The organism is Streptomyces sp. NPDC047315, assembly GCF_040643215.1.
Taxonomy (GTDB): Bacteria; Actinomycetota; Actinomycetes; order Streptomycetales; family Streptomycetaceae; genus Streptomyces.
In genome coordinates this window covers 87,959-113,461 of record NZ_JBEYTZ010000011.1, presented here as the reverse complement: position 1 = coordinate 113,461, position 25,503 = coordinate 87,959, and the positions used below count along the sequence as shown (strand labels likewise).

At 73.0% G+C, this 25,503-nt stretch carries 22 protein-coding genes; 14 read left to right on the top strand and 8 right to left on the bottom strand.

The features are described from left to right. Positions 1-21: 21 nt before the first annotated feature. Positions 22-720, bottom strand: coding sequence for a response regulator transcription factor (locus ABZ842_RS15305; RefSeq protein WP_361537105.1), 699 nt, complete (start codon positions 718-720; stop codon positions 22-24). A 559-nt stretch (positions 721-1,279) separates the two neighbouring features. On the opposite strand from ABZ842_RS15305, the gene ABZ842_RS15300 reads away from it, so the two are divergent. Continuing rightward, complete coding sequence (locus ABZ842_RS15300; RefSeq protein WP_361537103.1) at positions 1,280-1,669, top strand: class I SAM-dependent methyltransferase; 390 nt, start codon at positions 1,280-1,282, stop codon at positions 1,667-1,669. Here the strand turns inward: ABZ842_RS15300 and ABZ842_RS15295 are convergent. The 5 genes from ABZ842_RS15295 to ABZ842_RS15275 all read right to left on the bottom strand — a co-directional run bounded on the left by ABZ842_RS15295 (position 1,579) and on the right by ABZ842_RS15275 (position 8,449). Further along, a complete protein-coding gene (locus tag ABZ842_RS15295; RefSeq protein WP_361537101.1) occupies positions 1,579-3,012 on the bottom strand; it encodes a pentapeptide repeat-containing protein in 1,434 nt (477 codons plus the stop codon). The two genes, ABZ842_RS15300 and ABZ842_RS15295, sit on opposite strands and share 91 nt — an antisense overlap. A gap of 91 nt (positions 3,013-3,103) precedes the next feature. Beyond that, positions 3,104-5,137: a M4 family metallopeptidase gene (locus ABZ842_RS15290; RefSeq protein WP_361537099.1), complete on the bottom strand. Its 2,034-nt coding sequence runs from the start codon at positions 5,135-5,137 to the stop codon at positions 3,104-3,106. 731 nt (positions 5,138-5,868) lie between these two features. Further along, positions 5,869-6,822: a sugar phosphate isomerase/epimerase family protein gene (locus tag ABZ842_RS15285; RefSeq protein WP_361537097.1), complete on the bottom strand. Its 954-nt coding sequence runs from the start codon at positions 6,820-6,822 to the stop codon at positions 5,869-5,871. Then, on the bottom strand, positions 6,819-8,111 hold the full coding sequence (locus ABZ842_RS15280) for a hypothetical protein (protein ID WP_361537095.1): 1,293 nt from the start codon (positions 8,109-8,111) through the stop codon (positions 6,819-6,821). Before ABZ842_RS15280 ends, ABZ842_RS15285 begins: the two co-directional genes overlap by 4 nt. Further along, positions 8,108-8,449 (bottom strand): helix-turn-helix transcriptional regulator, encoded by a 342-nt coding sequence (locus tag ABZ842_RS15275; RefSeq protein WP_361537093.1) that lies wholly within the window; start codon positions 8,447-8,449, stop codon positions 8,108-8,110. The genes ABZ842_RS15280 and ABZ842_RS15275 overlap by 4 nt, the downstream gene beginning before the upstream one ends. A 124-nt stretch (positions 8,450-8,573) precedes the next feature. On the opposite strand from ABZ842_RS15275, the gene ABZ842_RS15270 reads away from it, so the two are divergent. Beyond that, complete coding sequence (locus ABZ842_RS15270) at positions 8,574-9,383, top strand: aminoglycoside phosphotransferase family protein (RefSeq protein ID WP_361537091.1); 810 nt, start codon at positions 8,574-8,576, stop codon at positions 9,381-9,383. A 40-nt stretch (positions 9,384-9,423) separates the two neighbouring features. Here the strand turns inward: ABZ842_RS15270 and ABZ842_RS15265 are convergent, their stop codons facing one another. Both ABZ842_RS15265 and ABZ842_RS15260 read right to left on the bottom strand, forming a co-directional pair. After that, positions 9,424-11,286: an ABC transporter ATP-binding protein gene (locus tag ABZ842_RS15265; protein ID WP_361537089.1), complete on the bottom strand. Its 1,863-nt coding sequence runs from the start codon at positions 11,284-11,286 to the stop codon at positions 9,424-9,426. Beyond that, a complete protein-coding gene (locus tag ABZ842_RS15260) occupies positions 11,283-13,103 on the bottom strand; it encodes an ABC transporter ATP-binding protein (protein ID WP_361537087.1) in 1,821 nt (606 codons plus the stop codon). Before ABZ842_RS15260 ends, ABZ842_RS15265 begins: the two co-directional genes overlap by 4 nt. 195 nt (positions 13,104-13,298) lie before the next feature. Here ABZ842_RS15260 and ABZ842_RS15255 point away from each other — a divergent pair, with 195 nt between their 5' ends. From ABZ842_RS15255 to ABZ842_RS15200, 12 genes are all read left to right on the top strand, one after another. Further along, positions 13,299-14,237: an ABC transporter ATP-binding protein gene (locus tag ABZ842_RS15255; protein ID WP_361537085.1), complete on the top strand. Its 939-nt coding sequence runs from the start codon at positions 13,299-13,301 to the stop codon at positions 14,235-14,237. Next, complete coding sequence (locus ABZ842_RS15250) at positions 14,234-14,998, top strand: ABC transporter permease (RefSeq protein ID WP_361537083.1); 765 nt, start codon at positions 14,234-14,236, stop codon at positions 14,996-14,998. The genes ABZ842_RS15255 and ABZ842_RS15250 overlap by 4 nt, the downstream gene beginning before the upstream one ends. A 38-nt stretch (positions 14,999-15,036) precedes the next feature. Beyond that, positions 15,037-16,434, top strand: a complete 1,398-nt coding sequence (locus ABZ842_RS15245; protein ID WP_361537081.1) for a sensor histidine kinase — start codon at positions 15,037-15,039, stop codon at positions 16,432-16,434. Then, positions 16,427-17,071 carry a response regulator transcription factor gene (locus ABZ842_RS15240; RefSeq protein ID WP_361537079.1) on the top strand — a complete coding sequence of 215 codons (645 nt, stop codon included), beginning with the start codon at positions 16,427-16,429 and terminating at the stop codon, positions 17,069-17,071. Before ABZ842_RS15245 ends, ABZ842_RS15240 begins: the two co-directional genes overlap by 8 nt. 196 nt (positions 17,072-17,267) lie before the next feature. Beyond that, entirely contained in the window at positions 17,268-18,530 is a 1,263-nt protein-coding gene (locus tag ABZ842_RS15235) for an Ig-like domain-containing protein (RefSeq protein WP_361537077.1), read from the top strand. 340 nt (positions 18,531-18,870) lie between these two features. Continuing rightward, positions 18,871-20,001, top strand: a complete 1,131-nt coding sequence (locus ABZ842_RS15230; protein ID WP_361537239.1) for an Ig-like domain-containing protein — start codon at positions 18,871-18,873, stop codon at positions 19,999-20,001. 196 nt (positions 20,002-20,197) lie between these two features. After that, positions 20,198-20,959 (top strand): enoyl-CoA hydratase-related protein, encoded by a 762-nt coding sequence (locus ABZ842_RS15225; RefSeq protein WP_361537238.1) that lies wholly within the window; start codon positions 20,198-20,200, stop codon positions 20,957-20,959. Positions 20,960-21,315: 356 nt separating this feature from the next. Next, positions 21,316-21,834, top strand: coding sequence for an ATP-binding protein (locus tag ABZ842_RS15220; protein WP_361537075.1), 519 nt, complete (start codon positions 21,316-21,318; stop codon positions 21,832-21,834). A gap of 422 nt (positions 21,835-22,256) precedes the next feature. Next, on the top strand, positions 22,257-23,048 hold the full coding sequence (locus tag ABZ842_RS15215) for a polysaccharide deacetylase family protein (protein WP_361537073.1): 792 nt from the start codon (positions 22,257-22,259) through the stop codon (positions 23,046-23,048). A 122-nt stretch (positions 23,049-23,170) separates the two neighbouring features. Further along, positions 23,171-24,307 carry a hypothetical protein gene (locus tag ABZ842_RS15210; protein ID WP_361537237.1) on the top strand — a complete coding sequence of 379 codons (1,137 nt, stop codon included), beginning with the start codon at positions 23,171-23,173 and terminating at the stop codon, positions 24,305-24,307. A gap of 143 nt (positions 24,308-24,450) precedes the next feature. Beyond that, the gene (locus ABZ842_RS15205; protein ID WP_361537071.1) at positions 24,451-25,158 is read left to right on the top strand and encodes an ADP-ribosyltransferase; all 708 of its coding nucleotides are present in this window, start codon (positions 24,451-24,453) and stop codon (positions 25,156-25,158) included. A gap of 111 nt (positions 25,159-25,269) precedes the next feature. After that, complete coding sequence (locus tag ABZ842_RS15200; protein WP_361537069.1) at positions 25,270-25,485, top strand: EF-hand domain-containing protein; 216 nt, start codon at positions 25,270-25,272, stop codon at positions 25,483-25,485. Positions 25,486-25,503: the final 18 nt, after the last annotated feature.

Here is a 25,503-nt window from a genome sequence, read left to right as displayed (position 1 = left end):
TTGCCCCAAGCGTCCGGGGCGCTACGTCGAGGTGACCAGCCCCGCCTCGTACGCCAAGATCGCCAGCTCTACCCGGTTGCGTCGCCCCACCCGGCCCAGGACCGCGCTGACGTGCGCCTTCACCGTGCCTTCGACGACGTGCAGCTCCGCCGCGATCTCCGCGTTCGACAGCCCGGCGCCCACCAGCGCGACCACCTCGCGCTCCCGGCCGGTCAACGGCTCCAGGGTGCGGCGCGCCTCGGCGGATCGGGACAGCCGGCCGCCGCCGAGCTGGGCGATCACCCGCTGCGCCACCTGCGGCGACAGATACGCGGCGCCGTCCGCGACCGCCCGCACCCCCGCCAGCAGCTCCAGCGGGTCGCCGGACTTGAGGAGGAAGCCGCTCACCCCGCAGTCCAGGGCGCGCGCGATGTACTCGTCCTCGGAGAACGTGGTCAGCATCACCGGCGCCACGTCGGGCGCCAGTCGGCGCAGTTCGGCTGCGGCGCGGAGGCCGTCGAGCCCCGGCATCCGGACGTCGAGCAGTGCGACGTCCGGCCGGTGCGCCAGCGCCAGCTCGACCGCCTGCCGCCCGTCCGCGGCCTCGGCGACGACCTCGATCCCGGGCTCGCTCGCCAAGATGGCCCGCACGCCGGCCCGGACCAGGGCCTCGTCGTCCGCGAGCAGGACGCGCACGGGCGGGGTGGGGTCGGGCGGGGTCGTGACGTCGACGGCGCTCATGCCCGCCAGCCTATGCGGCCCCCGAAGCCCCACCCGGGCCCCACGTGGCCCTACCGCCCCGGCAGGCGCGGCTGCGCCGTGGCGCGCGTGCGGTCATGGTGTCTGCGGCCCGTCTGTGGCTTGTCGCGCAGTTCCGCCCCCTGTGCCCTGCGGGCACGGGGGGACCCCCAGCGCCCCTAAACCCTCGTCCGTCTGCGGCCCGGTGGGTGGTGTGCTCGCAGTTCCTCCCCCTGTGCCCTGCGGGCACGGGGGTACCTCCGCCCCAGCCCGCAGGCGAGTGACGGGGGAAGCGAAACAGGGGCGCGGGGAACTGCGCGACAAGCCCACCACCGGGCCGCGGAGACCAACGCACCCCGCAGGGAAACGGCGGCTACGTCCAGAGGCGCAGGTGAGCGCGGCCTACGACGACGCGCGGGACCGCGTGGGCAGGGCAAGTCGCAAGACCCTCCACACCCTTTGGTGCCGGGTGGGTAGGGATGCGGGGCAACTCCACGATGAGGGCGCGCGCACCGTCGCCGCGCCAGACGCTCGGGAGGCTTCGACGACCAACGACCCGTCCGTGCACCACACGACCGAGACCGCGGACGGCGCGGCCGTCGACGGGAACATCCACGTCGGCTACTGGGACGACCCCGCGGACGGCGGCTCGCTCGACCAGGCGACCGACCGGCTCACCGACCTCGTGGCCGGGCGGCTGGCCGCCGTACCCGGCCAGCACCTGTTGGACGTCGGCTGCGGAACCGGGCGGCCCGCGCTGCGCATCGCCCGGGCCACCGGCGCCCGGGTGTCGGGGGTCTCGACCAGCGAGGAGGGCATCACGCTGGCCCGCACCCGGGCAGATGAGCCCCCCGCCCCGCGTCAACTGCCGCGCTTCACCCGCCCCCGTACCGCGAGCACGGCCAGACCCACCAACACCGGCTCGGTGAAGCGCGACACCATCTCGATGTAGCCGCCTGCGGTCGTCAGGTCCTGGCCGCTGGTGCGGAACACCACGGAGTTCAACGTCACCGTGAGGGCCTTGTCGAAGCGTTCGCCGGTGAAGCGCTCCCCGTACGGCTTGGTGAGCTCGGGCTCCGGCTTGTCCAGCACCGTGATCGGCTTCCCGTCGTCGGCGGTGACCTGCCGCACCTCCTGCCGGGGCGTGTCGTCCGGCAGCCCGAACCCCATCAGCAGCACGACGGTGGTGAGCATGGCCGCGGCGAGCCAGCCGAGCGCGCGCGACGCCCGCAGGCCGTACCCCGACAGCAGCCAGTACGCGTCCAGCAGCCAGCGCTCGGCCCGTCGGTGGTCGTGGCTATGGCGGCGCATCTCCATCTCGCCGTAGTACAGGTCCGCCGCGCCGGGCTCGTCCTTCGCGTCCTCGCGGGCCTTGCGCAACTGCCGGTACACGGTGGTGAGGGTGGCGAGCCCGGGCGGCTCGACCTGCGACGGCTCGCCCCAGCCGGCCCGTGCCCGGGCGCGCCGCTCCGGCCAGGCGCGCCACGCCCGCTCCTCGGCGACCACCAGCCGTCGGGTGCGCCAGCCCGGCGGCGCGGTGCCGAGCGTCCACCGGCCCTCCAGGTGGAGCTGGTCGAGGTGGAACGAGCCGGCGAAGCGGCAGTGCGTCAGATCGGTGTGGGCGAGCGAGAGCAGCGAGGCGTCCACGCCGCGCAGCGAGCGGATCCGTACGCCGGGGTCGACGCCGGCGAAGCCGGACTCGTCCGCCCCGGGGAAGGGCGAGGGGCGGGCGGCGACGGCAACGGGCTGGAGGAACACCGCGTCGGTCAGGTCCACGTCCGCGTACCGCAGGGCCACGGTGGACTTCTCCTCGAAGCGCGCACCGCTGAGGTCCACGGCGCGGGCGCAGATGCCGAGCCGCACGGGGGAGCGGAAGGTGGTGCGGGAGAGGTCGAGCGTCCCGGTCACCGTCGTCGCGGAGAGGGAGACGTCGGTGTGGAACGTGCACTGGCTCAGGTCCAGGCCGGCCGGGAAGGAGCTGCCGGTGAAGTCGACCGGGCCCGTGAAGTCGGCCTCGCTGAAGTACGCCGTGCCGCCGACGACGGTGCCGTGGGCGAAGCCGAAGTGCCCGAAGGAGGGTTGGCCCTCGGCGTTGCACACCGCGTACGCGATCCGGTCGAACAGCTCCGCCGGCACCCGGCAGTTGCTCAGGTCCACGTACTCGCCCGGTGCCATGTCCGCGAGCCAGTGGTTGATCTGCTCCTCGCTCAGGTGCTCGGGGCACCTGCCCTCGTGTACGGGCGTGCCCGGGCAGTCGGACGCCGCGCAGCGGGCCCCCGTTGGCGATATGACCATGCGCGGATCCTGCCAGGCGGCGCGCGAACGCGCCCGGGCGGACGAGGGGTTCCACCCGGGCGCGCGGTCCTGTAATCGCTCGCGCCGTGCGTCAGAAGGTGAGCTTGACGCGGTTGATGTACCCCGTGTCCTGGGCCGCGCGGTCCTGCACCCGTAGCTTCCAGGCGCCGTTGGCGACCTCGGAGGAGGCGTTCACGGTGTACGTCTCCTGGACGTTGTCGGCGGAGTCGCCGCTGGAGAAGGGCTTCAGCGGGTAGACGGTGCCGTCGGGGGCGAGCAGGTCCACGACCAGGTCGCCGCGCCAGGTGTGGATGACGTCCACCTCGACCGCGAGGTCGGCGGGGGCGTTGCCGGCGACGCCGGTGACGTTCACCGTCGAGGTGACGGCCGCGCCGTTGTCGGGAATGGCCACGTCGGTCGCGTTCTCGAAGGAGGGGCCGGGGTCGGGGTTGCCGCCGCCGGGGCGGGCGCCGACGTTGATGCCGGCCCAGGCGTCCGTGACCGCCTTGACCTCGGGGCTGGTGGCGCCGTACAGCTCGGTGGCGACCGCGATCGTGCCGGTGCGGGCGGCGGCGTAGTTCGTGGTCGAGGTGAACTTCGTGGTGAGCGCCTTGAACCAGATCAGTGCCGCCTTGTCGCGGCCGATGCCGACGACGGGCAGGTTGTCGGAGGTCGGCGAGTCGTACGTGACGCCGTTGACGGTCTTGACGCCGCTGCCCTCCGACAGCAGGTAGAACCAGTGGTTCGCCGGGCCGGACGAGTAGTGGACGTCGATGCCGCCGATGCCGGAGTACCAGGAGTCCTTGGACGAGCCGTCCTTGCTGGGCTTGTCCATGTAGCGCAGCGGGGTGCCGTTGCCCCGGATGTCGATCTCCTCGCCGACGAGGTAGTCGCCCGGGTCCTGGGCGTTGCCCGCGTGGAACTCGACCGCGGCGGCGAAGATGTCGGAGGTGGCCTCGTTCAGACCGCCCGACTCGCCGCTGTACACCAGCTTCGCGGTGTTGGAGGTGACGCCGTGCGTCATCTCGTGCGCGGCGACGTCGATGGAGGTCAGCGGCTTGGCGTTGCCGGCGCCGTCGCCGTAGGTCATGCAGAAGCAGGCGTCCTGCCAGAAGGCGTTCACGTAGTTGTTGCCGTAGTGGACGCGCGAGGTGGCGCCGACGCCGTCGCCGCGTATGCCGTTGCGGCCGTGCACGTTCTTGAAGTAGTCCCAGGTCAGACCGGCGCCGAAGGCGGCGTCCGCGGCGGCGGTCTCGGGGTCGGCCGGCTGGCCGTTGCCCCAGACGTCGTCCGGGCCGCTGAAGAGGGTGCCGGTGCCGGAGGTGCCGCGGTTGAGGTTGGTGGTGCGGTGGTTGCCGCGCTGTGCGTCGATCAGTTGGTACGAGCTGCCGGACGGGGTGGAGCCGAGCTGGACCTGGCCGCTGTACTGGGTGTTGCCGGTGCCGGTCTCCACCGCCTGCCACTCGTACAGCTTGGCGCCGGTGGTGGCGTCGGTGACGACGTGCAGTTCGTTCGGGGTCCCGTCGTGCTGGAGCCCGCCGACCACGGTCTCGTAGGCGACGACGGGCCGGTCGCCCTGGGCGAGCCAGATCACCTTGCGCGGCGCCTGCGCGGCGTCCGTGCGGGTGGAGCCCTCGGCGGCGGCGCGGGCCAGGGCCTGGCGCTCGGCGGTGGTGGCGCTGACGCGGGCGGTGGTGTCCGCGCCGGCGAGCGAGGTGCGCGAGGCCCGGCCGACGGACTCGGTGGCCCCGGCCCCGGACTTCGCGACGACCAGGTCGCCGCCGAGGACGGGCAGGCCCTGGTAGGTGCGCTCGTAGCGGGTGTGGGTGGTTCCGTCACGGTCCTGCGTGACGTCGCGCACCAGCAGCTTCTCGCCGGCGGTCAGGCCGAGTTCCTTCGCGGTGGCCGCGGCGCCCGAGGTCTGCGCGCGGATCAACTCGGCGCGCTGGGCGGGGGTGAGCGCCCGGGGCAGCGAGCCCGGGTCGGCGGCCGGCTGGGCCGCGCGGGGCGCGGCGGCGTCGGCCGTCGGAGCGGCCGAGGCGCCGGACTGGAGGCCGAGGGCGAGCAGGGCGGCGGTGGCGACGAGCGCACCGGTCGCCGTGGCACGGCGGGGCGTGGGTCTCACGCGTACTCCTTCTGCGAGTCCTGCGAGGGGGGAACCGGGCGGCGGGGAGGCGCTGTCCGGGCAGAGCGGCGGAGCGTGTGTGGTGCGAGTGAGGTGAAGAGTGTCAGCGGCGACACATTCCTGTCAGGGTCGCGTCAAAAGAATGGCCGGAAGCGTCCGTTCGTCGATGTGTCGTGTTCGTTGAGCGGACGTTTCTGGCGTGCCATGGGCCGGTAAAGGAGGAGCAAGACGCTGGCAAGGGGCGGGTACGGCGCGGGCGCCACGGGCTTGCGGGCGCGGGCCCGACGGCGGTGGGCGAACGCCGGCCCGCCGTCGCGGTATTCGAACAGAGCGGGTGGACGGCGGGGCGGGGGCGAGGCGTCGGGGCGGTGGCAAAGTGGCCGGTTCCCGACGGGCGGTGCGGGTGGGTCAGGCGATGGTTCCGGTGACTCCTGGGACCTAGTCCGTGCCCGCGAGGCCCCGTGCGGCGTGCGCCGTGCGCCGTGCGGCGTGCCGCGGTGTGGCGTCTGCGGCCCGTCTGTGGTTGTTCGCGCAGTTCCTCCCCCTGTGCCCTGCGGGCACGGGTGCACCCCCACCTACGCCCAGAGGGCGTGGGGGGACCCCAGCGCCCCAAACACCGCCGCCTCAGCCCGCAGACAAACGACGGGGGCAGCGAAGCAGGGGCGCGGGGAACTGCGCGACAAGCCCACCACCGGCCCGCAGAGACCAACGCTCCCGCAGGGAAACGGCGGCTACGCCTGAGGTTTGCCCGTGACGAGCGGTCGCAGGTGCTCGGCGGCGATCTTGAGTCCCTCCTTGGTCCGCTCGACGGTGCCGCCCCAGACGGGGTCCTCGTGCTCGACCGCGACGGTGCCCGCGTAGCCGGCCCGACGCAGCCGGTCGAGCAGCCGCCGCCAGTCCAGCGAGCCGCGGCCCGGGACCCGGTACCGCCACCACCCGACGTCCGTCGGCCCCCGGCGGCCCACCGTCTTGCCGAAGACGCCGTAGCGGGTGCGCGCCGCCCCGTCGATCTCCACGTCCTTGGCCTGGACGTGCGCGACCGCGCCGCGGGCCAGGGCCTGGTCCAGGGCCGCGACGGGGTCGATGCCCAACCACGGCAGATGGGACGGGTCGTACGCGAGCAGGAAGCCGGCACCCCGGCCGCCGAGGTCGGCCATCCACTCCCACAGCTCGGGGGAGTACGCGAGGTTCCCCGGGTACCCGTCGGGGTGCCACCCCTCCATCGGGCAGTTCTCCGCGAGCAGCCGTACGCCGCGCTCGCCGGCGTACGCCAGCAGCGGCGGAAGGATTCGCTCGGCCAGCGCGACGTTCTGGGCCACCGAGCGCGTCACGTCGCGGCCCACGAAGGTGGTGACGTACGGGACGCCCAGCGCCGCCGCGGCGTCCACGCAGGCCCTGAGGTGACGGTGGACGCGCTCGCGCCGAGCGGGGTCGCCGTGCAGGTTGTTGTCGCAGTACGTCACCGCGGGCACGGTCAGGCCGTGCCGGTCCAGCAGCGCGTGGACCCGGTCGACGTCGGCGCCCGAGAAGTCGACGACGTCGAGGTGCGCGGCGTGGTGGAGGTGGCTGCCGCCCTTCGGCCAGGCCGCCACCTCCAGGGCCCGGTACCCGGCGCCGGCGGCCCAGGCCGCGCTCTCCGCCAAGGTCAGGGAGGGCAGGCAGGCGGTGAGCAGTCCGAGCTTCACCGGCGCGTCCCCGATCCGTCGAGCACCGCGATCCAGTGCCGGGTGTCCCGGGTGCCGGGGTGCTGGGGCCCGTGCCTGCGCAACTGCCGCCGCTCGACCCCGCGCAGCTCGGCGAGCGCCCGGCGGCGCACGAGCCCGGTGCGGCGCGGGGCGGCCAGGGCGCGGGCCACGGCGAGGTACTTGCCGGTCTCCCAGGTGTCCGGGTGGCGGGCGCCCTGCACCCGTCTGCGGTCCGCCAGCAGCGGCCCGAGGACTTCGCGGGCCCGGGCGCCGTCCCCGGACAGCACCAGCACCTTCCCCTTGGAGTGCCGGGCGTCCAACGTGTCGGGGTCGTCGGCGCCGAGCGCCCGCGACCGCTCCGTGACGACCGTGTCGTACCCCTGCTCGGCCTCGTCGGCACGGCCCTGGCAGGCGATCGACCAGGACCGCATGCACAGCAGGTGCAGCCGTAGCCCCAGCCAGTCGCCCGGCAGCCGCGCCAGGCGCGCGTCGAGGGCGCGGAACTCGGCCTCGGCCTCCTCGAAGCGGCCCAGGCACACCAGGGACCAGGCCAGCAGCCGGCCGGTGCGGATGACCCCCGGGACGTCGGGCCCCAGGGTGCGGACCTCGTCCGCGGCCAGCGCGCGCAACAGCGACTCCGCCCGGCTCGGACGGCCGCGTTGGACGAGCGCGTGCGCATGGGCGCGACGCACCTCGAAGGACGCCGGATGGGTCGGGCCCAGGCTCTCCACCAGCGGGAGGGCGGCCAGGGCGAGGCTCTCGGCCCGGTGCTCGTCCCGGTCGTCGACGTACGCCTCGCAGGCCGCGGCCGTCGCCGTCAGGATGCGCGCCGCGGTCTGCGGCTGATGGGCCCAGGCCGGCTGTCGGAGCAGTTCGTGCAGCCGGGTCGCCACCGCGCCGAACTCCTTGCGGTGGCCCCGTCGGCGCGCGCGGAGGTCCGCGACGCGCTCCGGGCCGGGCGGCTCGGCCTCGGCGAGCGCGGCGGCCATCTGCGTACCGCTGCGCCTGAGCCAGGCGGAGAGGGCGTAACGGGTCGCCCGTACCAAACGGGTCAGCGGGCCGGCCTCCTCGTCCGCGAGGATGTAGTGGACGTCCGGTAACCAGGTCTCCTCGTGGATCTCGGCGCGCCACTCCACCGACACCTGGCGGGCGGCCAGCCGCAGGATCGCGAGGGGCAGCAGCTTGAGCCGCGCCTCGGCCTCCTGGCCGAGCAGACTGCCCGCGACCGCGCACGCCAGCGCTCCCAACGGGGCGAGGGCGAGACCGAGTGCGACGGCGAACGCGTTCACCGGGCCCCTCCTTCCGGCAGCGGCGCGCCGTGGCCGTGCGCGGCGGGCGGGCGCAACTGCTCGCTGAGCGCGGCGAGTTCGACCCGGGCGACTTCGGCACCGTCCCGCGTGAGCCGGTACATCCGGCGCGCGGGGCGACCGGCCGCGGACGGATCGATGTCCTCCTGCTCCTTGGTCAGCCAGCCCGCCGCCTGGAGCCGGGCCATGATCGGGTAGAGCTTTCCGCTGGGGAAGCCGGTGACCTGCATCAGCTCATAGCCGTAGCGGGGGCGGGAGGGGTCTTCGAGGAGGATCCGCAGCACCTTGGCCACGGCGACGGTCATCCGAACGGGAGGCATGGTAAGAGTTTTACATAGGGTGTGGTGTGATCGCCACGCCAACTCCCTTGATCCGCAGCCCTGTTGGGTGCGGGCGCCGGAATTCGGTGGCGGCCTCGCCTCCGCCGGCCTACCGTGCACCCCCGTGAAAGCTGATCGCGGAGAAGAAGAGCTGGCAGGTCACGGGGGAGAACGGCTGGCCGGCGGAGGCGTCAACGACGTCGTACGGATCGGTACGACGGTGCGCCGGCCCACCGGCCCGTGGACGGCGACGGTCCACGCCCTGCTCGACCACCTGCGCGACCGCGGCTTCACCGCCGCGCCGCGCGCCCACGGCATCGACGCCGAGGGCCGTGAGGTGCTGGACTTCCTGCCCGGTCAGGTCGCGCACTACCCGCTGTCCGACCAGGTGCGCACCGACGCCACGCTCCGCGCCGTCGGCAAGCTCCTGCGCAGCTACCACGACGCCACCGCGGACTTCGTCCCGCCGCCGGACGCCGTCTGGTACGGGCCCGTGCGCGAGCCCGCCGAAGTGGTCTGCCACGGCGACGTCGCACCGTACAACTGCGTCTTCGACGACGGCGGGACCCTCGCGCTCATCGACTTCGACACCGCCCACCCCGGCCCCCGCGTCTGGGACCTGGCGTACGCCGCCTACCGCTTCGTGCCGCTGACGCACCCGGACAACGAGGACTTCCACCTGCCCGTCGCCGAGCAGGCCCGCCGGCTGCGCCTGCTCGCCGACGCCTACGGGCTGGACGCCGACGACCGCCGAGTGCTGGCCGCCACCGCGCGGCAGCGCCTCGACGCTCTCGTACGCCACATGCACGAGCGGGCGGACGCCGGGAGCGCCGCGTTCGCCGGGCACATCGCCGCCGGACACGACGCGCTCTACCGGTCGGACGCCGCGCACATCACGCGCCACGAGGCCCGGCTGACGGCCGCGCTGCGGTGACGGAGCGGGCGGCCGGCGAAACCGCGGCCGGGCGCCCGCCTCAGACCAGGCTGTCCCGCCACGCCCGGTGCAGATCGGCGAAGCGGCCCCGGCCCGCGATCAGTTCGCCCGGTGCGCCGTCCTCCACGATCCGCCCCCGCTCCATCACCAGCACCCGGTCCGCGACCTCCACCGTCGACAGCCGGTGCGCGATCACCAGCGCCGTGCGCCCCTTGAGGACCGTGTCCATCGCGCGCTGCACCGCCTGCTCGCTGGGCACGTCCAGGGAGCTCGTCGCCTCGTCGAGGATCAGCACCGCGGGGTCGGCCAGCAGCGCCCGGGCGAAGCCGATCAGTTGGCGCTGGCCCGCCGAGACGCGACCGCCGCGCTTGCGCACGTCCGTGTCGTAGCCGTCCGGCAGCCCGCTGACGAAGTCGTGCGCGCCGATCGCCCGCGCCGCGGCCTCGATCTCCGCCCGCGTCGCGTCCGGGCGGCCGATCGCGATGTTCTCCGCGATCGTGCCCGAGAACAAGAACGCCTCCTGGGTCACCATCACCACCCCGCGCCGCAGGTCGGGCGTGGCGAGGTCCCGCAGGTCCACCCCGTCGAGCAGCACCCGGCCCTCCGTCGGGTCGTAGAAGCGGGCCAGGAGTTTGGCGAGGGTGGACTTGCCCGCGCCGGTGGAGCCGACGACCGCCACCGTCTGCCCCGCCGGGACCGTCAGGTCGAAGCGCGGCAGCACCTCGCCGCCGGTGCGGTACGCGAACCGGACGTCGTCGAAGACGACCCGGCGGCCCGGCCGGTCCTCGGTCGTCGACGCCGGCAGCGGCACCGGGGAGGTCGGCTCCGGCACCGTGGGCCGCTGTGCGAGCAGCCCCGCGATCTTCTCCAGCGACGCCGCCGCCGACTGGTAGGAGTTGAGGAACATGCCGAGCCGGTCGATCGGGTCGTACAGCCGCCGCAGGTACAGCACGGACGCGGCGAGCACGCCGAGGGCCAGGGTGTCGCCGGCGACCCGCCAGGCGCCCCACAGCACGATCCCCGCGACCGCGGTGTTCGCGACCAGCCGGGAGCCCAGCACGTACAGGGCCATCTCCAGCAGCGCGTCGCCGTTGCTGCGGGCGTGGACCGCGTTGAGGCGGCCGAACTCCGCGTCGTTCGCCCGCTCGCGGCGGAAGGCCCGCACCGGCCGGATGCCGTTCATCGTCTCCGCGAACTTCACGATCACCGCGGCGATCGCCGTCGAGCGGCGGCTGAAGATGGCACCGGCGCGGCGCTGGTAGAGCCGCACCATCACGAGCAGCGGAACGAAGGACGCCACCGCCACGCCGCCCATGCCGAGGTCGAGCCAGAGCAGCATCACGGAGATGAAGAAGAACGACAGGGCGACGTCGATCAGCTCCTGCAGGCCCTCGTCGAGGAGTTCCCGCAGCGACTCGACGTCCGTCGTGGACCGGGAGATCAACCGGCCCGAGGTGTAGCGCTCGTGGAAGTCCAGGCTCAGCACCTGCGCGTGCTTGAAGATCCGCCCGCGCAGGTCCAGCAGCACGTCCTGGCTGAGCCGGCCGGACGTGGCGATGAAGAGGTACTGGAGCAGCCCGGAGCCCAGGGAGGCGACGGCGTACCCGATCGCGACCGCGACCAGCGGGCCGTAGTCGTCCTCGCGCAGCGCCGGTACGCCCCGGTCGATGGCGTACGCGACCAGCAGCGGGCCGGCCTGCACCGCGGCCTGCTGGAGCAGCAGGACCACGGCGATGCACCACACCCGGGGCCGGTGCGGCGCCAGCAGCGACCGCAGCAGGGAGCGGGTCGCGCCCTTGGGCGTCGGCAGGTCGTCCCGGTCGAAGGGGTCGACGCCGCTCGGGGGCGCCTCGGCGCCCTCCGCCGGAGCGGACGGCGCGGCCGGTGAGGCGGTGGACGTCATCGGGGGCTCCCTTCCGGCCGGCCGCGGTCGACCCCGGTGCCGTGGTCGGCCCCGGACATCAACCAGGCGTACTCGGCGTTCGTACGCAGCAGTTCCTGGTGGGTGCCGACGGCGGCTATGCGGCCCCCGGACAGCAGCGCCACCCGGTCCGCGAGCAGCACCGTCGACGGCCGGTGGGCGACCACCAGCGCCGTGGTGTCCGCGAGGACGCGCCGGAGTGCGGCTTCCACCAGGGCTTCGGTGTGGACGTCGAGCGCGGACAGCGGATCGTCGAGCACCAGGAACCGGGGCCGGCCCACGACCGCGCGGGCCAGCGCCAGGCGCTGGCGCTGACCGCCGGACAGGCTCAGCCCCTGCTCGCCGACCTCCGTGTGGACGCCGTCGGGCAGGGACGTGACGAAGCCGGCCTGGGCGACTTCCAGCGCGCGCTCGACGGCGTCCGGGCTGGCCGACTCGGCGTCCGTGCCCATCAGGACGTTCTGCGCGACGGTGGTGGAGAAGAGGGTGGGCTCCTCGAAGGCCACCGCCACCAGGCCGCGCAGCCGTTCGCGCGGCATCGTCGCGATGTCCTCGCCGTCCAGCGTGATCCGGCCCCCGGTGACCTCGTGGAGACGGGGGACGAGCGCGGTGAGCGTGGTCTTGCCGCAGCCCGTGCCGCCCACCAGGGCCATCGTCTCGCCGGGGCGCACGTCCAAGTCGATGCGGTCCAGTACGGGCACGGAGTCGGCGGGCGCGTCGGGAAAGCGGAACCGTACGCCCTCGAAGCGCAGCCCGCCGCCGGCGTCCGCCTCGGCGGCCTTCTCCCCTGCGGGGTCCGGGGTGGACTCCTGGGGCTCGTCCATCACCTCGAAGTACCGTTCCGTCGCCGTCGCGGCCTCCTGGCACATCGCCAGCAGGAAGCCGATCGACTCCACCGGCCAGCGCAGCGCCAGCGCCGTGGACAAGAACGCCACCAGCGTGCCCGCCGACAGGTCCCCGTCGGCGACCTGGACCGTGCCCAGCACCAGGGTGGCACCGATGGTGATCTCCGGTATCGCCGTGATCACCGCCCAGATGCCCGCCAGCAGCCGCGCCTTGACCAACTCGGTCCCGCGCAGCTCCTCGGCCATCTTCCGGAAGGCGCGCGCCTGGCTGCGGTTGCGCCCGAAGCCCTTCACGATCCGGATGCCGAGGACGCTCTCCTCCACCACGGTCGTCAGATCGCCGACCTGGTCCTGGGCGCGCCGCGACGCCAGCCCGTACCGCGCCTCGAAGTAGCCGCAGAGCACGATCAGCGGAATGACCGGGATGAGCATCATCAGCCCGAGCGTCCACTCCTGCACCATCAAGATCGCCAGTCCGACGACGATCGTCACCCCGTTGACCAGAAGGAAGGTCATCGGGAAGGTCAGGAACATCCGCAGCAGGCTCAGATCCGTGGTGCCCCGCGACAGCAGCTGGCCGGAGGGCCACCGGTCGTGGAAGGACACCGGCAGCCGCTGGAGGTGCCCGTACAGGTCCGCCCGCATCGCCGCCTCGACGCTCGCCACCGGCCGGGCCACCAGCCAGCGGCGGAACCCGAACAGCACCGCCTCGGTCACCCCCAGCGCCAGCAGCGCGAACGCCCCCAGCCACACCCCGCCCTGGTCGCCGTCGGCGACCGGACCGTCCACCATCCACTTCAGGACGAGCGGGATCACCAGGCTCAGACAGGACGCGACGATCGCCACGCCGGCGGCGGTCAGCAGCCGGGCGCGCACGGGGCGCACGTACGGCCACAGCCGTAGCAGGGTGCGCACGACGGAGCCCTGCGCAGCAGGGTCAGGGTGAGTGGGCATCAGCAGCGAGCCTACGGTTCACCCCTGACTCACCACACCTCGATTTCCGGGTGGCGGTCGTCACCCCGCGTGCGCGCCCGGGGCCGCTCCCACGGTCGCGCCCGGGTCGCACCCCGGCATCAACCGATCGGCTGATGCGGATCCGAGCGCGATGGGCGATGTGGCCGCCGCACCCCGCGGGACATCCTCGTTGCCATGACGATGGTGCAGGTGGCGGGCCTGAAGAAGGCGTACGGCGGGCGGACCGTGGTCGACGGCGTGAGCTTCGCCGTCGACGAGGGGGAGATCTTCGGCATCCTCGGGCCCAACGGGGCCGGCAAGACGACCACGGTGGAGTGCATCGAAGGGCTGCGCCACCCCGACGCCGGCACGGTGCGCGTCGCCGGGATCGACCCGGTGGCCGACCGCCACCAGCTCACCCGCGTCCTCGGCGCCCAACTCCAGCAGAGCGAGCTCCAGGCCAAGCTGACCGTGCGGGAGGCGCTGGAGCTGTACGCCGCGTTCTACCCGTCGCCCGCGCCCTGGCGCCCGCTCGCCGAACGCCTCGGCCTCGACGACCGGCTCGACGTGCGCTTCGGCGGGCTCTCCGGCGGTCAGCAGCAGCGGTTGTTCATCGCGCTCGCCCTCATCGGCAATCCGCGCGTGGTCGTCCTCGACGAGCTCACCACCGGCCTCGACCCGCGCGCCCGCCGCGACACCTGGCAGCTGATCGAGGAGGTGCGGGCCCGCGGCGTCACCGTCCTGCTGGTCACCCACTTCATGGCGGAGGCCCAGCGGCTGTGCGACCGGATCGCCGTCATCGACCGGGGCCGGCTGGTCGCCGTCGACACCCCGACCGGGCTGATCGGCCGCTCCTCCTCCGCGACCGTCATCTCCTTCACCCCCTCCGCCCCGCTGGACGAGGGGGCGCTGAACGAGCTGCCGGCGATGACGTCCGTCGTCGCCCGGGGCGAGCGGATCACCATCCACGGCACGGACGACACCGTGAACGCCGTCGTCGCCCTGCTCGCCCGGCTCCGCGTCACCGCGCACCAACTGCGCGTCAGCGAGGCCAGCCTCGACGACGCGTTCCTCGACCTCACCGAAGAGCGACCCGGCAGGCCCGGCACCCCCGAAGAGGCACCGCTGACATGACCCGCACCGCGAGCACCACCGCATCCGCGTCCGCCGCCGTCCTCAAGACGGAGGCCAGACTCTTCGCCCGCGAGCCCGGCTCGGTCTTCTGGGTCGTCGCCTTCCCGTCCCTGCTGCTGACCGTCCTCGGTCTGGTGCCCTCCTTCCGGGAGCCGTCCGACGAACTCGACGGGCTGCGCACGATCGACCTGTACGTCCCCGTGGCCGTCCTCCTCGCCATGATCATGTCCGGCTTGCAGACCATGCCGCCGGTGCTCACGGGCTATCGCGAACGCGGCATCCTGCGCCGGCTGTCCACCACCCCCGTACGTCCGATCTCCCTGCTCGTCGCCCAACTCGTCGTCAACGGCGCCGTCGCCGTCGCAGCCGCCGTGCTGCCGATCGCCGTCGGACGCCTCGCCTACGACGTGGCCCTGCCGAAGCAGCCCGTCGGATACGTGCTCGCGCTGCTGCTGGCCGTCGCCGTCGGCGTCGCCCTCGGCGCGACCATCAGCGCCGTCACCCGTACGCAGAAGGCGGCGACGGCCCTCGGCACGGCCGTCGCCTTCCCCACCATGTTCACCGCGGGCTTGTGGATCCCCGTGTCGGCCATGCCCGACGCGCTGGCCGACGCGATCGGTTACGCGCCCTTCGGCGCCGCCGCCCACGCCCTGACCCGCGCCGCCGACGGCTCCTGGCCCACCGCCCTGCACCTGGGGGTGCTGGCCGCCTGGACACTCGTGCTGACCTGCGCGGCGGCCCGCTGGTTCCGGTGGGAGTGACGGTGTCGAAGCGCCGGGGCGCGGGGGACACTGCTGCCATGACCGGTACCGCGACCCCGTCCCAGCCGCCCGCCCGGGACGCGCCGGAGGTCCGGGGCATCCAGGATGTTCCGGATGTCCCGGCCGCGGGTCGCGTCCCCGCCGGGTACCCCGGTGCGAGCCTCGCCGAGGTCCGCTGGGCCCAGTTCTTCCGCTACGGCCCCTACCTGGTGCTCGGCCTCGCCACCCTCCTCGCCGTCGTCTCGGCGGACGACATCATGAGCCGGACCGAGGTGTACGCCGCGGGCGTGCTGCTGGTGCTGGTGCTCGCACTCCAACTGTGGTGGAGCTTCGCCAGCACCGCGTACGAGGACCGGGTGAACGCCACCGTCCTCACCATCCCCCCGCGCGGTCAGGCGGGCACCGCGGGACAGGTCTACTACGCGCTGCGGACCCTGCTCGCCTTCGCCCTCACCTGGGCCAACCCGTTCTTCGCGATCTACGCCGTCATCGGCTACTTCGACGCCTCGCACCTGCTGCCGGTCCGCCGGCTGCGGCTGGGGCTGCTGGCCACCACGGTCATCATGGCCGGCTCCCAGTCCGGCGGGCTGCCGCCGCAGTCCAGGTCGCAGTGGATCGCCTTCCTCGCACTGTTCGTGCTGAACGCCTTCTTCTGCCTGGTCTTCGTCCACATCGGCGGACACGAGGAGGACGCACTGCGGCAGAAGGCCCGGGCGTACCGCGAGTTGGAGCGCACCAACGCCCGGCTCACCCAGGCCCTCGCCGAGAACGCGCACCTACAGGCCCAACTCCTCGTCCAGGCCCGCGAGGCGGGCGTCGCCGACGAGCGGCGCCGACTGGCCGCCGAGATCCACGACACCATCGCCCAAGGCCTCGCCGGGATCATCGCCCAACTCCAGGTCGTCACCGTCACCCGGGACGAGGAGACGGCCCGCGAACACCTCGCCCGCGCCGCCGACCTCGCCCGCTCCAGCCTGCGCGAGGCCCGCCGCTCGGTGCACAACCTCAGCCCCGTCGCCCTGGAGCACGACACCCTTCCGCAGGCGCTGGAGAAGACCGTCGCCGAGTGGTCCAAGAGCTCCGGGGTCGCCGCCCGGTTCACCGTCACCGGCACCGAGGAGCCGCTGCACGCGGAGGTCGAGGCGACGCTGCTGCGCATCGCCCAGGAAGCCCTGGCCAACACCGCCCGGCACGCGGGCGCCAGCCGCGCCGGGGTCACCCTCTCCTACCTCGGCGACGAGGTCATCGTCGACGTCCGGGACGACGGCCGCGGCTTCGACCCGCTCGCCGTGCCCGCCCGCTCCGGCAGCGGCGGCTTCGGCCTGGAGGGCATGCGGTCGCGCGCCGAGCGGATCGCGGGCACCGCGCAGGTGGAGTCGGAGCCCGGGCAGGGCACCGCCGTATCCGCTCGCGTACCGTTGGTGCGCCATGGCTGACTCCGTCATCTCCCTGATCGTGGTCGACGACCACCCCGTCGTCCGCGACGGGCTGCGCGGCATGTTCGAGTCGTCCGAGGGCTTCGCCGTCCTCGGCGAGGCGGACAACGGCGTCACCGCCGTGGAACTCGCCCTGCGCATGGACCCCGACGTCGTCCTGATGGACCTGCGGATGCCCGGCGGCGGGGGCGTCGCCGCCATCGCCGAGCTGACCCGCCGGCGCGCCCGCGCGAAGGTCCTGGTCCTCACCACGTACGACACCGACTCCGACACCCTGCCCGCGATCGAGGCGGGCGCCACCGGCTACCTCCTCAAGGACGCGCCGCGCGAGGAGTTGTTCACCGCTGTGCGCGCGGCGGCCGAGGGGCGCACCGTGCTCTCCCCGGCGGTCGCCTCCCGGCTGGTCTCCCACGTCCGCGCGCCGCGTGCGGACGGCGTCGGCGAACACCTGTCCGCGCGCGAACGCGAAGTGCTGGTGCTGGTCGCCAAGGGCACGTCGAACAAGGCGATCGCGGCGGAGCTCTTCATCTCCGAGGCCACCGTCAAGACCCACCTGGGCCACGTCTTCGCCAAGTTGGGCGCGAAGGACCGCGCGGCGGCGGTCGCGCTCGGCTACGAGCGGGGCATCCTCGGCTGATGCCTTGCGCCCGCGCGCTTGCGGTTGCCTCGGCAGGCGCGGTCGCGCCGTGGGTGGCTTGACGATCGTGGCGACCGGGCCGCAGACGCCGTCACCGCACAGCGCCGCGGCGCGCGGGTTGCGTTCCGTCCGCTTCGTCCCGCTCTTCGGGGATCCGGCCACGTTTCCACGTCGGGCCCGCGGTCGTTGAGCGGGCGTGAGACGAAACGTACTGAAGCGGGCGGCCCGCGGCACCCGGGCAGCCCTGACCCGTACCGGACTGGTGGCACTCGCGGGAGCGGCGGTGGGGCTCGCCGGCTGCACCGCGGACGGGGGCGCGGAGAAGGAACCCGGGGCCGTCGCCGAGCCCCTGACCTCGGGCGAGGCGATCCGGGTCCGGCCCGAGGACGGCGCGCAGGACGTCGACCCCAAGAGCCGTCTTGAGGTACGCCTGACCAGCGGCCGGCTGGAGCGCGTCACGGTGACCCGGATCGAGAACGAGACCCCCACGCCCGTGCCCGGCACCGTCTCCGAGGACGGGCTGCGCTGGCGCCCCAAGGGGGACGCCCGGCTCGTCCTCGCCGCGAAGTACTCCGTCGACGCCGTCGCGCTCGACGGCCACGGCCGCCGGGTCGCCCGGCACACCACCTTCACCACCAAGGTCCCCGAGAGCCGTTTCATCGGCTACTTCAAGCCCGAACACCGCTCCACCGTCGGCACCGGGATGATCGTCTCCTTCGACTTCAACCGGAAGATCACCGATCGGGCCGCCGTGCAGCGGGCCATCAAGATCACCTCGGATCCGGCGGTGGAGGTCGCCGGCCACTGGTTCGGCGACCAGCGCCTGGACTTCCGTCCCGAGCGGTACTGGGAGCCCGGCACCAAAGTCACCGTCGACGTGCGGCTGCGGGACGTGGAGGCCGCACCGGGCGCGTACGGCATCCAGGACAAGAAGGTGACCTTCACCGTCGGCCGTGCGCAGACCTCGCTGGTGGACGCCGAGGCGAAGACGATGGAGGTGCGGCGCGACGGGCAGCTCATCGCCACCCTGCCGATCACCGCGGGCGCGCCGAACGCGATGACGTACAACGGCAAGATGGTCGTGAGCGAGATGTACGACGTGACGAGGATGAACGGCGCCACCGTCGGCTTCACGGACGACGACGGCAAGGGGGAGTACGACATCAAGGACGTGCCCCACGCGATGCGGCTGACCAAGACGGGCACCTTCCTGCACGGCAACTACTGGGCGAGCCCCGAGACCTTCGGCGCGGCCAACGTCAGCCACGGCTGCGTCGGACTGCGCGACGTGAAGGGCGGCAGCGGGGACACCCCCGCCGGCTGGTTCTTCGACCGGACCCTGGTCGGCGACGTCATCGAGGTGGTCAACTCCCACGACAAGCTCGTGGAGCCGAACAACGGGCTGAGCGGCTGGAACGTGGACTGGAAGGCGTGGAAGGAGGGTTCGGCGCTGCGCTGACGCCCCCGGAGCGCCCCCCCGTCGATCCGCAGCCCCGCAGGGGCCGTTGGTACGGAACGGTGACGGTCGTGGAGCCGTCCCACGACGCCCGCCGTGATTCCCTTTCGATGTGTGCACGTGAGGTTGCACGGGGGAGCGGGTCACGGCGGGCGCCGGGCCGGGCGAGGGGAGAACGACCATGGACGGGCGCGGCATATCCACGGGACCGGCGGACTCCGCGGACTCTGCGGGGTCGATGGGGCCTGCGAGTTCTGCGGACTCTGCGGGGCCTGCGGTCGCGACGGCGGGTCGGCGGCGCCGCCGGTCCGCCGCGCTGCTCGCCCCGCTCGCCGCGGCGCTGATGGTGCTGGTGACGGCGTGCGGCAACTCCGGCGGTGACGGCAAGGGCACCAGCGTCGCGAACGCCGCCTCGGCCGCCGTGGTCACCGTTGCCCCCGACAACGGCGCCACCGCGGTCGCCACCAGCGGCGCGCTGAAGGTCAGCGCCAGCGAGGGCAAGCTGACCAGCGTCACCGTCCAGGACGACGAGGGGCGCAAGGTCCCCGGCGCGCTCTCCTCCGACGGCAGGAGCTGGCTCCCCTCGCACCACCTCGCGGGCGCCACCAAGTACCGGGTGCACGCGGTCGCCAAGGACGGTGACGGCCGCGAGTCCGCCAAGGACGTCTCCTTCACCACCCTGGTGCCGAAGAACACCTTCACCGGCCACTACACCCCCGAGAACGGCTCCACGGTCGGCGTCGGGATGCCGGTGTCCCTGCGCTTCACCCGCGGCATCACCGACCCGGAGGCCGTGGAGAAGGCCATCGAGGTGACGGCCGTGCCGGCCGTCCCGATCGAGGGCCACTGGTTCGGCAACGACCGGCTCGACTTCCGCCCGGAGGCGTTCTGGAAGCCCGGCACCAAGGTCACCGTGAAGCTCAACCTGGACGGCGTCGAGGGCCGCCCCGGCGTCTACGGCAAGCAGGCGAAGAGCTTCGCCTTCACCGTCGGCCGCAGCCAGGTCTCCACGGTCGACGCGAGCGCCAAGACCATGACGGTCGTCCGCGACGGCCAGCAGATCAAGACGATCCCGATCACCGCGGGCGCCCCGGCCACCACCACGTACAACGGCACGATGGTCATCAGCGAGAAGCACAAGGTCACCCGGATGAACGGGGCGACCGTCGGCTTCGGCGGCGAGTACGACATCAAGGACGTGCCGCACGCGATGCGGCTGTCCGACTCGGGCACCTTCCTGCACGGCAACTACTGGGCGTCGGCCGGCACCTTCGGCGCCCAGAACGTCAGCCACGGCTGCGTCGGACTGCGCGACGTCCGCGGCGCGGGCGACGCCGGCACCCCGGCGGCCTGGTTCTACGACCGCTCGCTCCTCGGTGACGTGGTGGTCGTCAAGAACTCCAAGGACAAGCAGATCGCCCCGGACAACGGCCTCAACGGCTGGAACATGCCCTGGTCGGAGTGGACCAAGTAGCACCACCGCGCCGCTGGAGGCGGCGGCGGGAGGCGGACGGTGGGGGCGAGGGGACGCCGTCGGTGTGAGCCAGCGCACCGGCGGCGTCCTCGTTAGCGCCGGTTAACCTGCTGCCATGACCTCAGCATCGACCCCTGCGTCGACCCCTGCATCGGCCTCCGAGTCGACCTCGTCGACCTCCGCGCCCGTTACCACCGTGAGCCTCGAAGTCTCCGACGGCGTCGCCACGATCCGGCTCGACCGCCCCCCGATGAACGCGCTGGACATCGCGCTCCAGGACCGGCTGCGCCAGTTCGCCGAAGAGATCGGTCGGCGCGACGACGTGCGGGCGGTGATCCTGTACGGCGGGGAGAAGGTGTTCGCCGCCGGTGCGGACGTCAAGGAGATGCACTCGATGGACCACGCCGCGATGGTGGTCCGCTCCCGCGGGCTCCAGGAGGCGTTCACCGCCGTGGCGCGGATCCCGAAGCCGGTGGTGGCCGCGATCACCGGGTACGCGCTGGGCGGCGGTTGCGAACTCGCGCTCTGCGCCGACTACCGGATCGCCGCGGACGACGCCAAGCTCGGCCAGCCGGAGGTCCTGTTGGGGCTGATCCCGGGCGCCGGCGGCACCCAGCGGCTGGCACGGCTGGTGGGCCCGTCCAAGGCGAAGGACCTGATCTTCACCGGGCGTCACGTGCGGGCGGCCGAGGCGCTGGAGCTGGGCCTCGTGGACCGCGTGGTGCCGGCGGCCGAGGTGTACGAGCAGGCCCGGGCGTGGGCCGGGAAGCTGGCCAAGGGGCCCGCGCTCGCACTGCGCGCGGCCAAGGAGTGCGTGGACGCGGGGCTGGAGACGGACATCGAGACCGGTCTGGCGATCGAACGGAACTGGTTCGCCGGGCTGTTCGCGACGGAGGACAAGGAGCGCGGGATGCGCAGCTTCGTCGAGGAGGGGCCGGGCAAGGCGGTCTTCCGCTGACGTCCGCCCGCGGCGCGACGCGTTGACGTCCGCCCGCCCCACGGCCCCGGAAACCGCCGCCGCCCCGCCCCCGGAGCTCTGAAGTGTCCCCGCTCCAGGGGAGTTGGGGCGGTGGCGTTGGCCGGTAAGGGTGAGTCTTCCTTATTGCTGCCTTAAGACCACCTTAAGGCTCGTGCAATCCCACAAGGCTTCGCAGAGACCTTGTTGACAGGGTGTCAACGCAGTTCACGGTGGGCACGACGGTCCCTATGGGGTCCATGTCATATGCCAACAGGCCCTCCCGGAATCGCTCGTTCCGGGAGTCGTATTCCGCAGGTTCGGTCACGGAAACCGCTCCTGGCAGCCATGATGGGGGCATGGCGGGCCTCGAAGGTGTGGAACAGCCGCGGCAGCGCGGCGGCGTGACCGCTACGCGGTGGGTGACGGCCATCGAGGACGAGCAGGCGCACAAGGCGCTGGAGCTCTTCGGGGACCCGACCGAGGCCGAGGTCCTGTTGCCGTCCCGGCCGGAATCCGCCGCCACCGCCCGCCGGCTGACCCACACCGTGGTCGTACGGCAGTGGGCGCTCTCCGCGCAGCTGGCCGAGTCCGCCGTGCTGCTCGTCTCCGAACTCGTCGGGAACGCGGTCCGGCACACCGGCGCCCGGGCCTTCGGGCTCAGCATGTCGCGCCGCCCGGGCCGGATCAGGGTCGAGGTCCGCGACCCTTCGCGCGGGCTGCCCTGTCTGCTGCCCGTGCAGCCGCTGGACGTCAGCGGGCGCGGGCTCTTCCTCGTCGACGAGCTCTCCGACCGCTGGGGCGTCGACCTGCTGCCGCGCGGCAAGACCACCTGGTTCGAGATGCGGGTCCCGCAGCGCCACCCCCCGCAGCCCTGAGCCCGGGGTTGGCGCGGTCCGCAAACCAGAAGCCCCCGCGCGAGCCGGTGTGCGGCCAGACGGGGGGCTTCTGGTGAAGGGGCGCGGCAAAGGGGGTGTGTCCGCGACCGCTGTCGACGACCGAGCCCGGGTCAAGGGCGGTCGTGCTTCCGACTATGGCAGACGGGGGCACGTCCCCCAAACTCCACAATCCCCCAAAGGCGAGCAAAGCGGGCACGTCTCATGAAGATCTCAGGTGATATGGCGCACTGGCCTCATAAACATCGCCATGGCCCTGCCATTGGCGAACAATTCCCTGTTTCGGCGTGGATGCGCGCGCCTCGCCCGGGAGGCGTATCGGGGCGCTCGGGAGCACTGCGCGAAACTACCTGAATCGGTCTAATCAGTACTTTTTTCGTACTGGCTGTCTAGCGTCCTCTGCTATGACCCCGACCGACCGCCGCCGCGTCCTGCGCGCCGGGGCGGGGGCCGCCGTCGCCGGCGCCCTCGCCGCCGGCTGTGCCGACGGCGGTCGCGCCCCGAAGCCGCCGACGACCTCCCGAGCGGCGGCCAGCGCCCCCGCCGCCGCGGCCGGCCGGCCGCCCGTCGCCCCCGCCCCCCGGCGCTTCCCGGGCCAGCCCGCCCAGATCGCCCACGGCCCGGCCGACCGCGCCCGGGTCGCCCTCACCTTCCACGGCGGAGGCGACCCGGCCACCGCCCGGGCCGTGCTCGCCGAAGTCGAACGGGCCGGCGCCAAGATCACCGTGCTCGCCGTCGGCACCTGGCTCGACCAGCACCCCGACATGGCCCGCCGGATCCTCGACGGCGGCCACGACCTCGGCAACCACACCCTGAACCACGTCACGATCAACGAGCTGCCGCAGGAGGAGGCGTACGCCGAGATCACCGGGTGTGCCGACCGGCTGCGCCGCCTCACCGGCTCCATCGGCACCTGGTTCCGCCCCTCGCGCACCGAATCCGCGACCCCCCTGGTCACCCGGCTCGCCCAGCGCGCCGGCTACCCCCACGTCCTCTCGTACGACCTGGACTCCCTCGACTCCACCTCGCCCGGCGCCACGGCCGTGACCCGCACTGTCGCCGGGCAGATCCAGCGCGGATCGGTGGTCAGCCTGCACTTCGGCTATGCGGACACGGTCGCCGCACTGCCCGCCCTCCTCGACGACCTCCACCGCCGCGGACTGCGCGCGGTGACCACCACGGAGCTGCTGAGCTGATGCGCTGCCCCTCGACATCCCCGTCCCCGCCCCCCTCGCCCCTGCCGTCCGTGCCCCGCCGGGCCCGAGCCCGTCGGCCCGGCCTGCTCTCCCGGCGCGGCCGGGTGCTCTGCGCCGGTGCCCTGCTCGCCCTCGTCGCGGGCTGCGGCGCCGACACCGGCCAGTCCGTGCGGACGGACGCGTCCAAGGCCGCCGCAGCGAAGAAGGCCACCCGGCCCGCCGCCCCGCCCGGGCTGCCCGGCATGCCGCCGGTGCTCGACCCGAAGGACATCTACGCGGCGGACCGCCCCGGCGCGCTCTCGCCGGTGGTGAAGGGCTTCCCGACGAAGGTGTACGTCCCCAACACCAACTCCAACACCGTGTCCGTGATCGACCCCGCCACGTACGAGGTGGTGGAGACCATCGACGTCGGCGTCCAGCCGCAGCACGTCGTCCCCTCCTGGGACCTGAAGACCCTGTGGGTGAACAACAACCGCGGCCACACGCTCACCCCCATCGACCCAGCCACCGGCAAGGCCGGCAAGGAGGTCGAGGTCCACGACCCGTACAACCTCTACTTCACGCCCAACGGCAAGTACGCCGTGGTCATGGCCTCCATGGACCGCGAGCTGGTCTTCCGCGATCCGCACACCATGGACCGGGTCAAGACCACCCCCGTGACCTGCTACGGCGTCAACCACGCCGACTTCTCGGCCGACGGGCGGTACTTCGTCGTCTCCTGCGAGTTCTCCGGCGAACTGCTGAAGGTCGACACCGAGAAGATGGAGGTCGTCGGACAGCAGAAGCTGCCCTTCGAGGGGGCCATGCCGCAGGACGTCAAGCTCTCCCCGGACGGCAAGACCTTCTACGTGGCCGACATGATGGCGCACGGCGTGTGGGTGCTCGACGGGGAGAAGTTCACCACCCCCACCCTGCTGCCCACCGGCGAGGGCGCCCACGGGCTCTACATCAGCCGCGACTCCAAGGAGATGTACATCCCCAACCGCGGCGAGGGCTCCGTCTCCGTCTTCGACTTCCCGCAGAACAAGCTGACCAAGAAGTGGTGGCTCCCGGACGGCGGCAGCCCCGACATGGGCGGGGTCTCCGCCGACGGCAAGGTGCTCTGGCTCTCCGGCCGCTACGACTCCGAGGTGTACGCGATCGACACCAAGACCGGCAAGCAACTGGCCCGCATCCCGGTGGGCGACGGCCCCCACGGGCTCGCCTTCTACCCCCAGCCCGGCCGCTACTCCCTGGGGCACACGGGCGTCTTCCGCTGACGTTCGCCGTGCTGACGGGTTGACGGGTTGACGGATTGACGTGCTGACGCGGCGAACACCCCTGCGTCAGCAGGGCGCCCCAACTCGCCCACCCACAGGTGATGTTCCCCGGCCCGGTGGTCGCCGGCCGGGAAGGTGATCCCATGATCACCACTCGACTGCGGCGCCGGGCCGCCGTTCTCGTCCTGTCCCTGTCCGCCGTCCTCGTCCCCGCCGCGGCCTCGTCGTCCGCCACCCCGGCGACGGAGGGCGCGAAGGGCGCCGGGACCGCCGTGCCCGCGCAGGCGACCCGCGCCGCCGCCCCCGCCAACTCCTGTCCCCCGGTCGCGGACCGCCTCCACGCCGCCGCCGACCGCCGCGTCGACGTCGCCCGCATCACGCCCGCCCCCGCCTGGCGCGCCAACTGCCTCCAGCTCTACCGCACCGACGGCCGCGGCCCCGAGATCGTCTTCGAACAGGGCTTCCACCCCAAGGCGCCGCTGGACGGCCAGTACGACCTGGAGCAGTACGTCCTGGTCAACCAGCCCTCCCCGTACGTCTCCACCTCGTACAACCACGACCTGTACAAGTCCTGGAAGAACGGCTGGAACTACTACATCGACGCCCCCGGCGGGGTCGACGTGAACGAGACCATCGGCGACACCCACAAGTACGCCGACCAGGTCGAGGTCGCGTTCCCCGGCGGGGTGGCGCGCGAGTTCATCGTCGGCGTCTGCCCGGTCGACAAGGTCAAGAAGGTCGAGATCATGGACGAGTGCCGGGACAACCCGCACTACGAGCCGTGGCGCGCGGGCGTCCCCGCCGCGAGCGTCGAGACACCCGCCAAGGTCCCGGCCCTCGCCGCGCGCTGACCGCACCGCGAAGCCCCTGCCCGGCCCGCAAGCGAGGCCCTTGGGCCGTCGGAGTGATTCGGACCGATAATCTGACCCCCGTCAGTAGTGCACCGAGGAGGGGCAGAGGAAGTGGCGGACAAGGAAGCGGCCCGCAGGGCGTTCGACCGGTACGACCTGGACGGCGACGGTCTGATCACGGCGTCCGAGTACAAGAGCGTGATGGCGCAGCTGGGCGACTTCAACGTCACGGAAACGGTCGCCGAAGCGGTGATCAGGTCGAAGGACGCCAACGGCGACGGCATGCTGACCTTCGAGGAGTTCTGGAACTCCTTCAGCAAGGGCTGAGCGACGCGTACGGAAGGG

Excerpts from the sequence above, each read along its gene's own strand:
- ABZ842_RS15265 (WP_361537089.1), bottom strand. The coding sequence starts at position 11,286 with ATGACGTCCACCGCCTCACCGGCCGCGCCGTCCGCTCCGGCGGAGGGC.
- ABZ842_RS15205 (WP_361537071.1), top strand. The coding sequence starts at position 24,451 with ATGATCACCACTCGACTGCGGCGCCGGGCCGCCGTTCTCGTCCTGTCC.
- ABZ842_RS15295 (WP_361537101.1), bottom strand. The coding sequence starts at position 3,012 with ATGGTCATATCGCCAACGGGGGCCCGCTGCGCGGCGTCCGACTGCCCG.
- ABZ842_RS15245 (WP_361537081.1), top strand. The coding sequence starts at position 15,037 with ATGACCGGTACCGCGACCCCGTCCCAGCCGCCCGCCCGGGACGCGCCG.
- ABZ842_RS15250 (WP_361537083.1), top strand. The coding sequence starts at position 14,234 with ATGACCCGCACCGCGAGCACCACCGCATCCGCGTCCGCCGCCGTCCTC.
- ABZ842_RS15255 (WP_361537085.1), top strand. The coding sequence starts at position 13,299 with ATGACGATGGTGCAGGTGGCGGGCCTGAAGAAGGCGTACGGCGGGCGG.
- ABZ842_RS15260 (WP_361537087.1), bottom strand. The coding sequence starts at position 13,103 with ATGCCCACTCACCCTGACCCTGCTGCGCAGGGCTCCGTCGTGCGCACC.
- ABZ842_RS15220 (WP_361537075.1), top strand. The coding sequence starts at position 21,316 with ATGGCGGGCCTCGAAGGTGTGGAACAGCCGCGGCAGCGCGGCGGCGTG.
- ABZ842_RS15215 (WP_361537073.1), top strand. The coding sequence starts at position 22,257 with ATGACCCCGACCGACCGCCGCCGCGTCCTGCGCGCCGGGGCGGGGGCC.
- ABZ842_RS15230 (WP_361537239.1), top strand. The coding sequence starts at position 18,871 with ATGGTGCTGGTGACGGCGTGCGGCAACTCCGGCGGTGACGGCAAGGGC.
- ABZ842_RS15305 (WP_361537105.1), bottom strand. The coding sequence starts at position 720 with ATGAGCGCCGTCGACGTCACGACCCCGCCCGACCCCACCCCGCCCGTG.
- ABZ842_RS15275 (WP_361537093.1), bottom strand. The coding sequence starts at position 8,449 with ATGCCTCCCGTTCGGATGACCGTCGCCGTGGCCAAGGTGCTGCGGATC.
- ABZ842_RS15240 (WP_361537079.1), top strand. The coding sequence starts at position 16,427 with ATGGCTGACTCCGTCATCTCCCTGATCGTGGTCGACGACCACCCCGTC.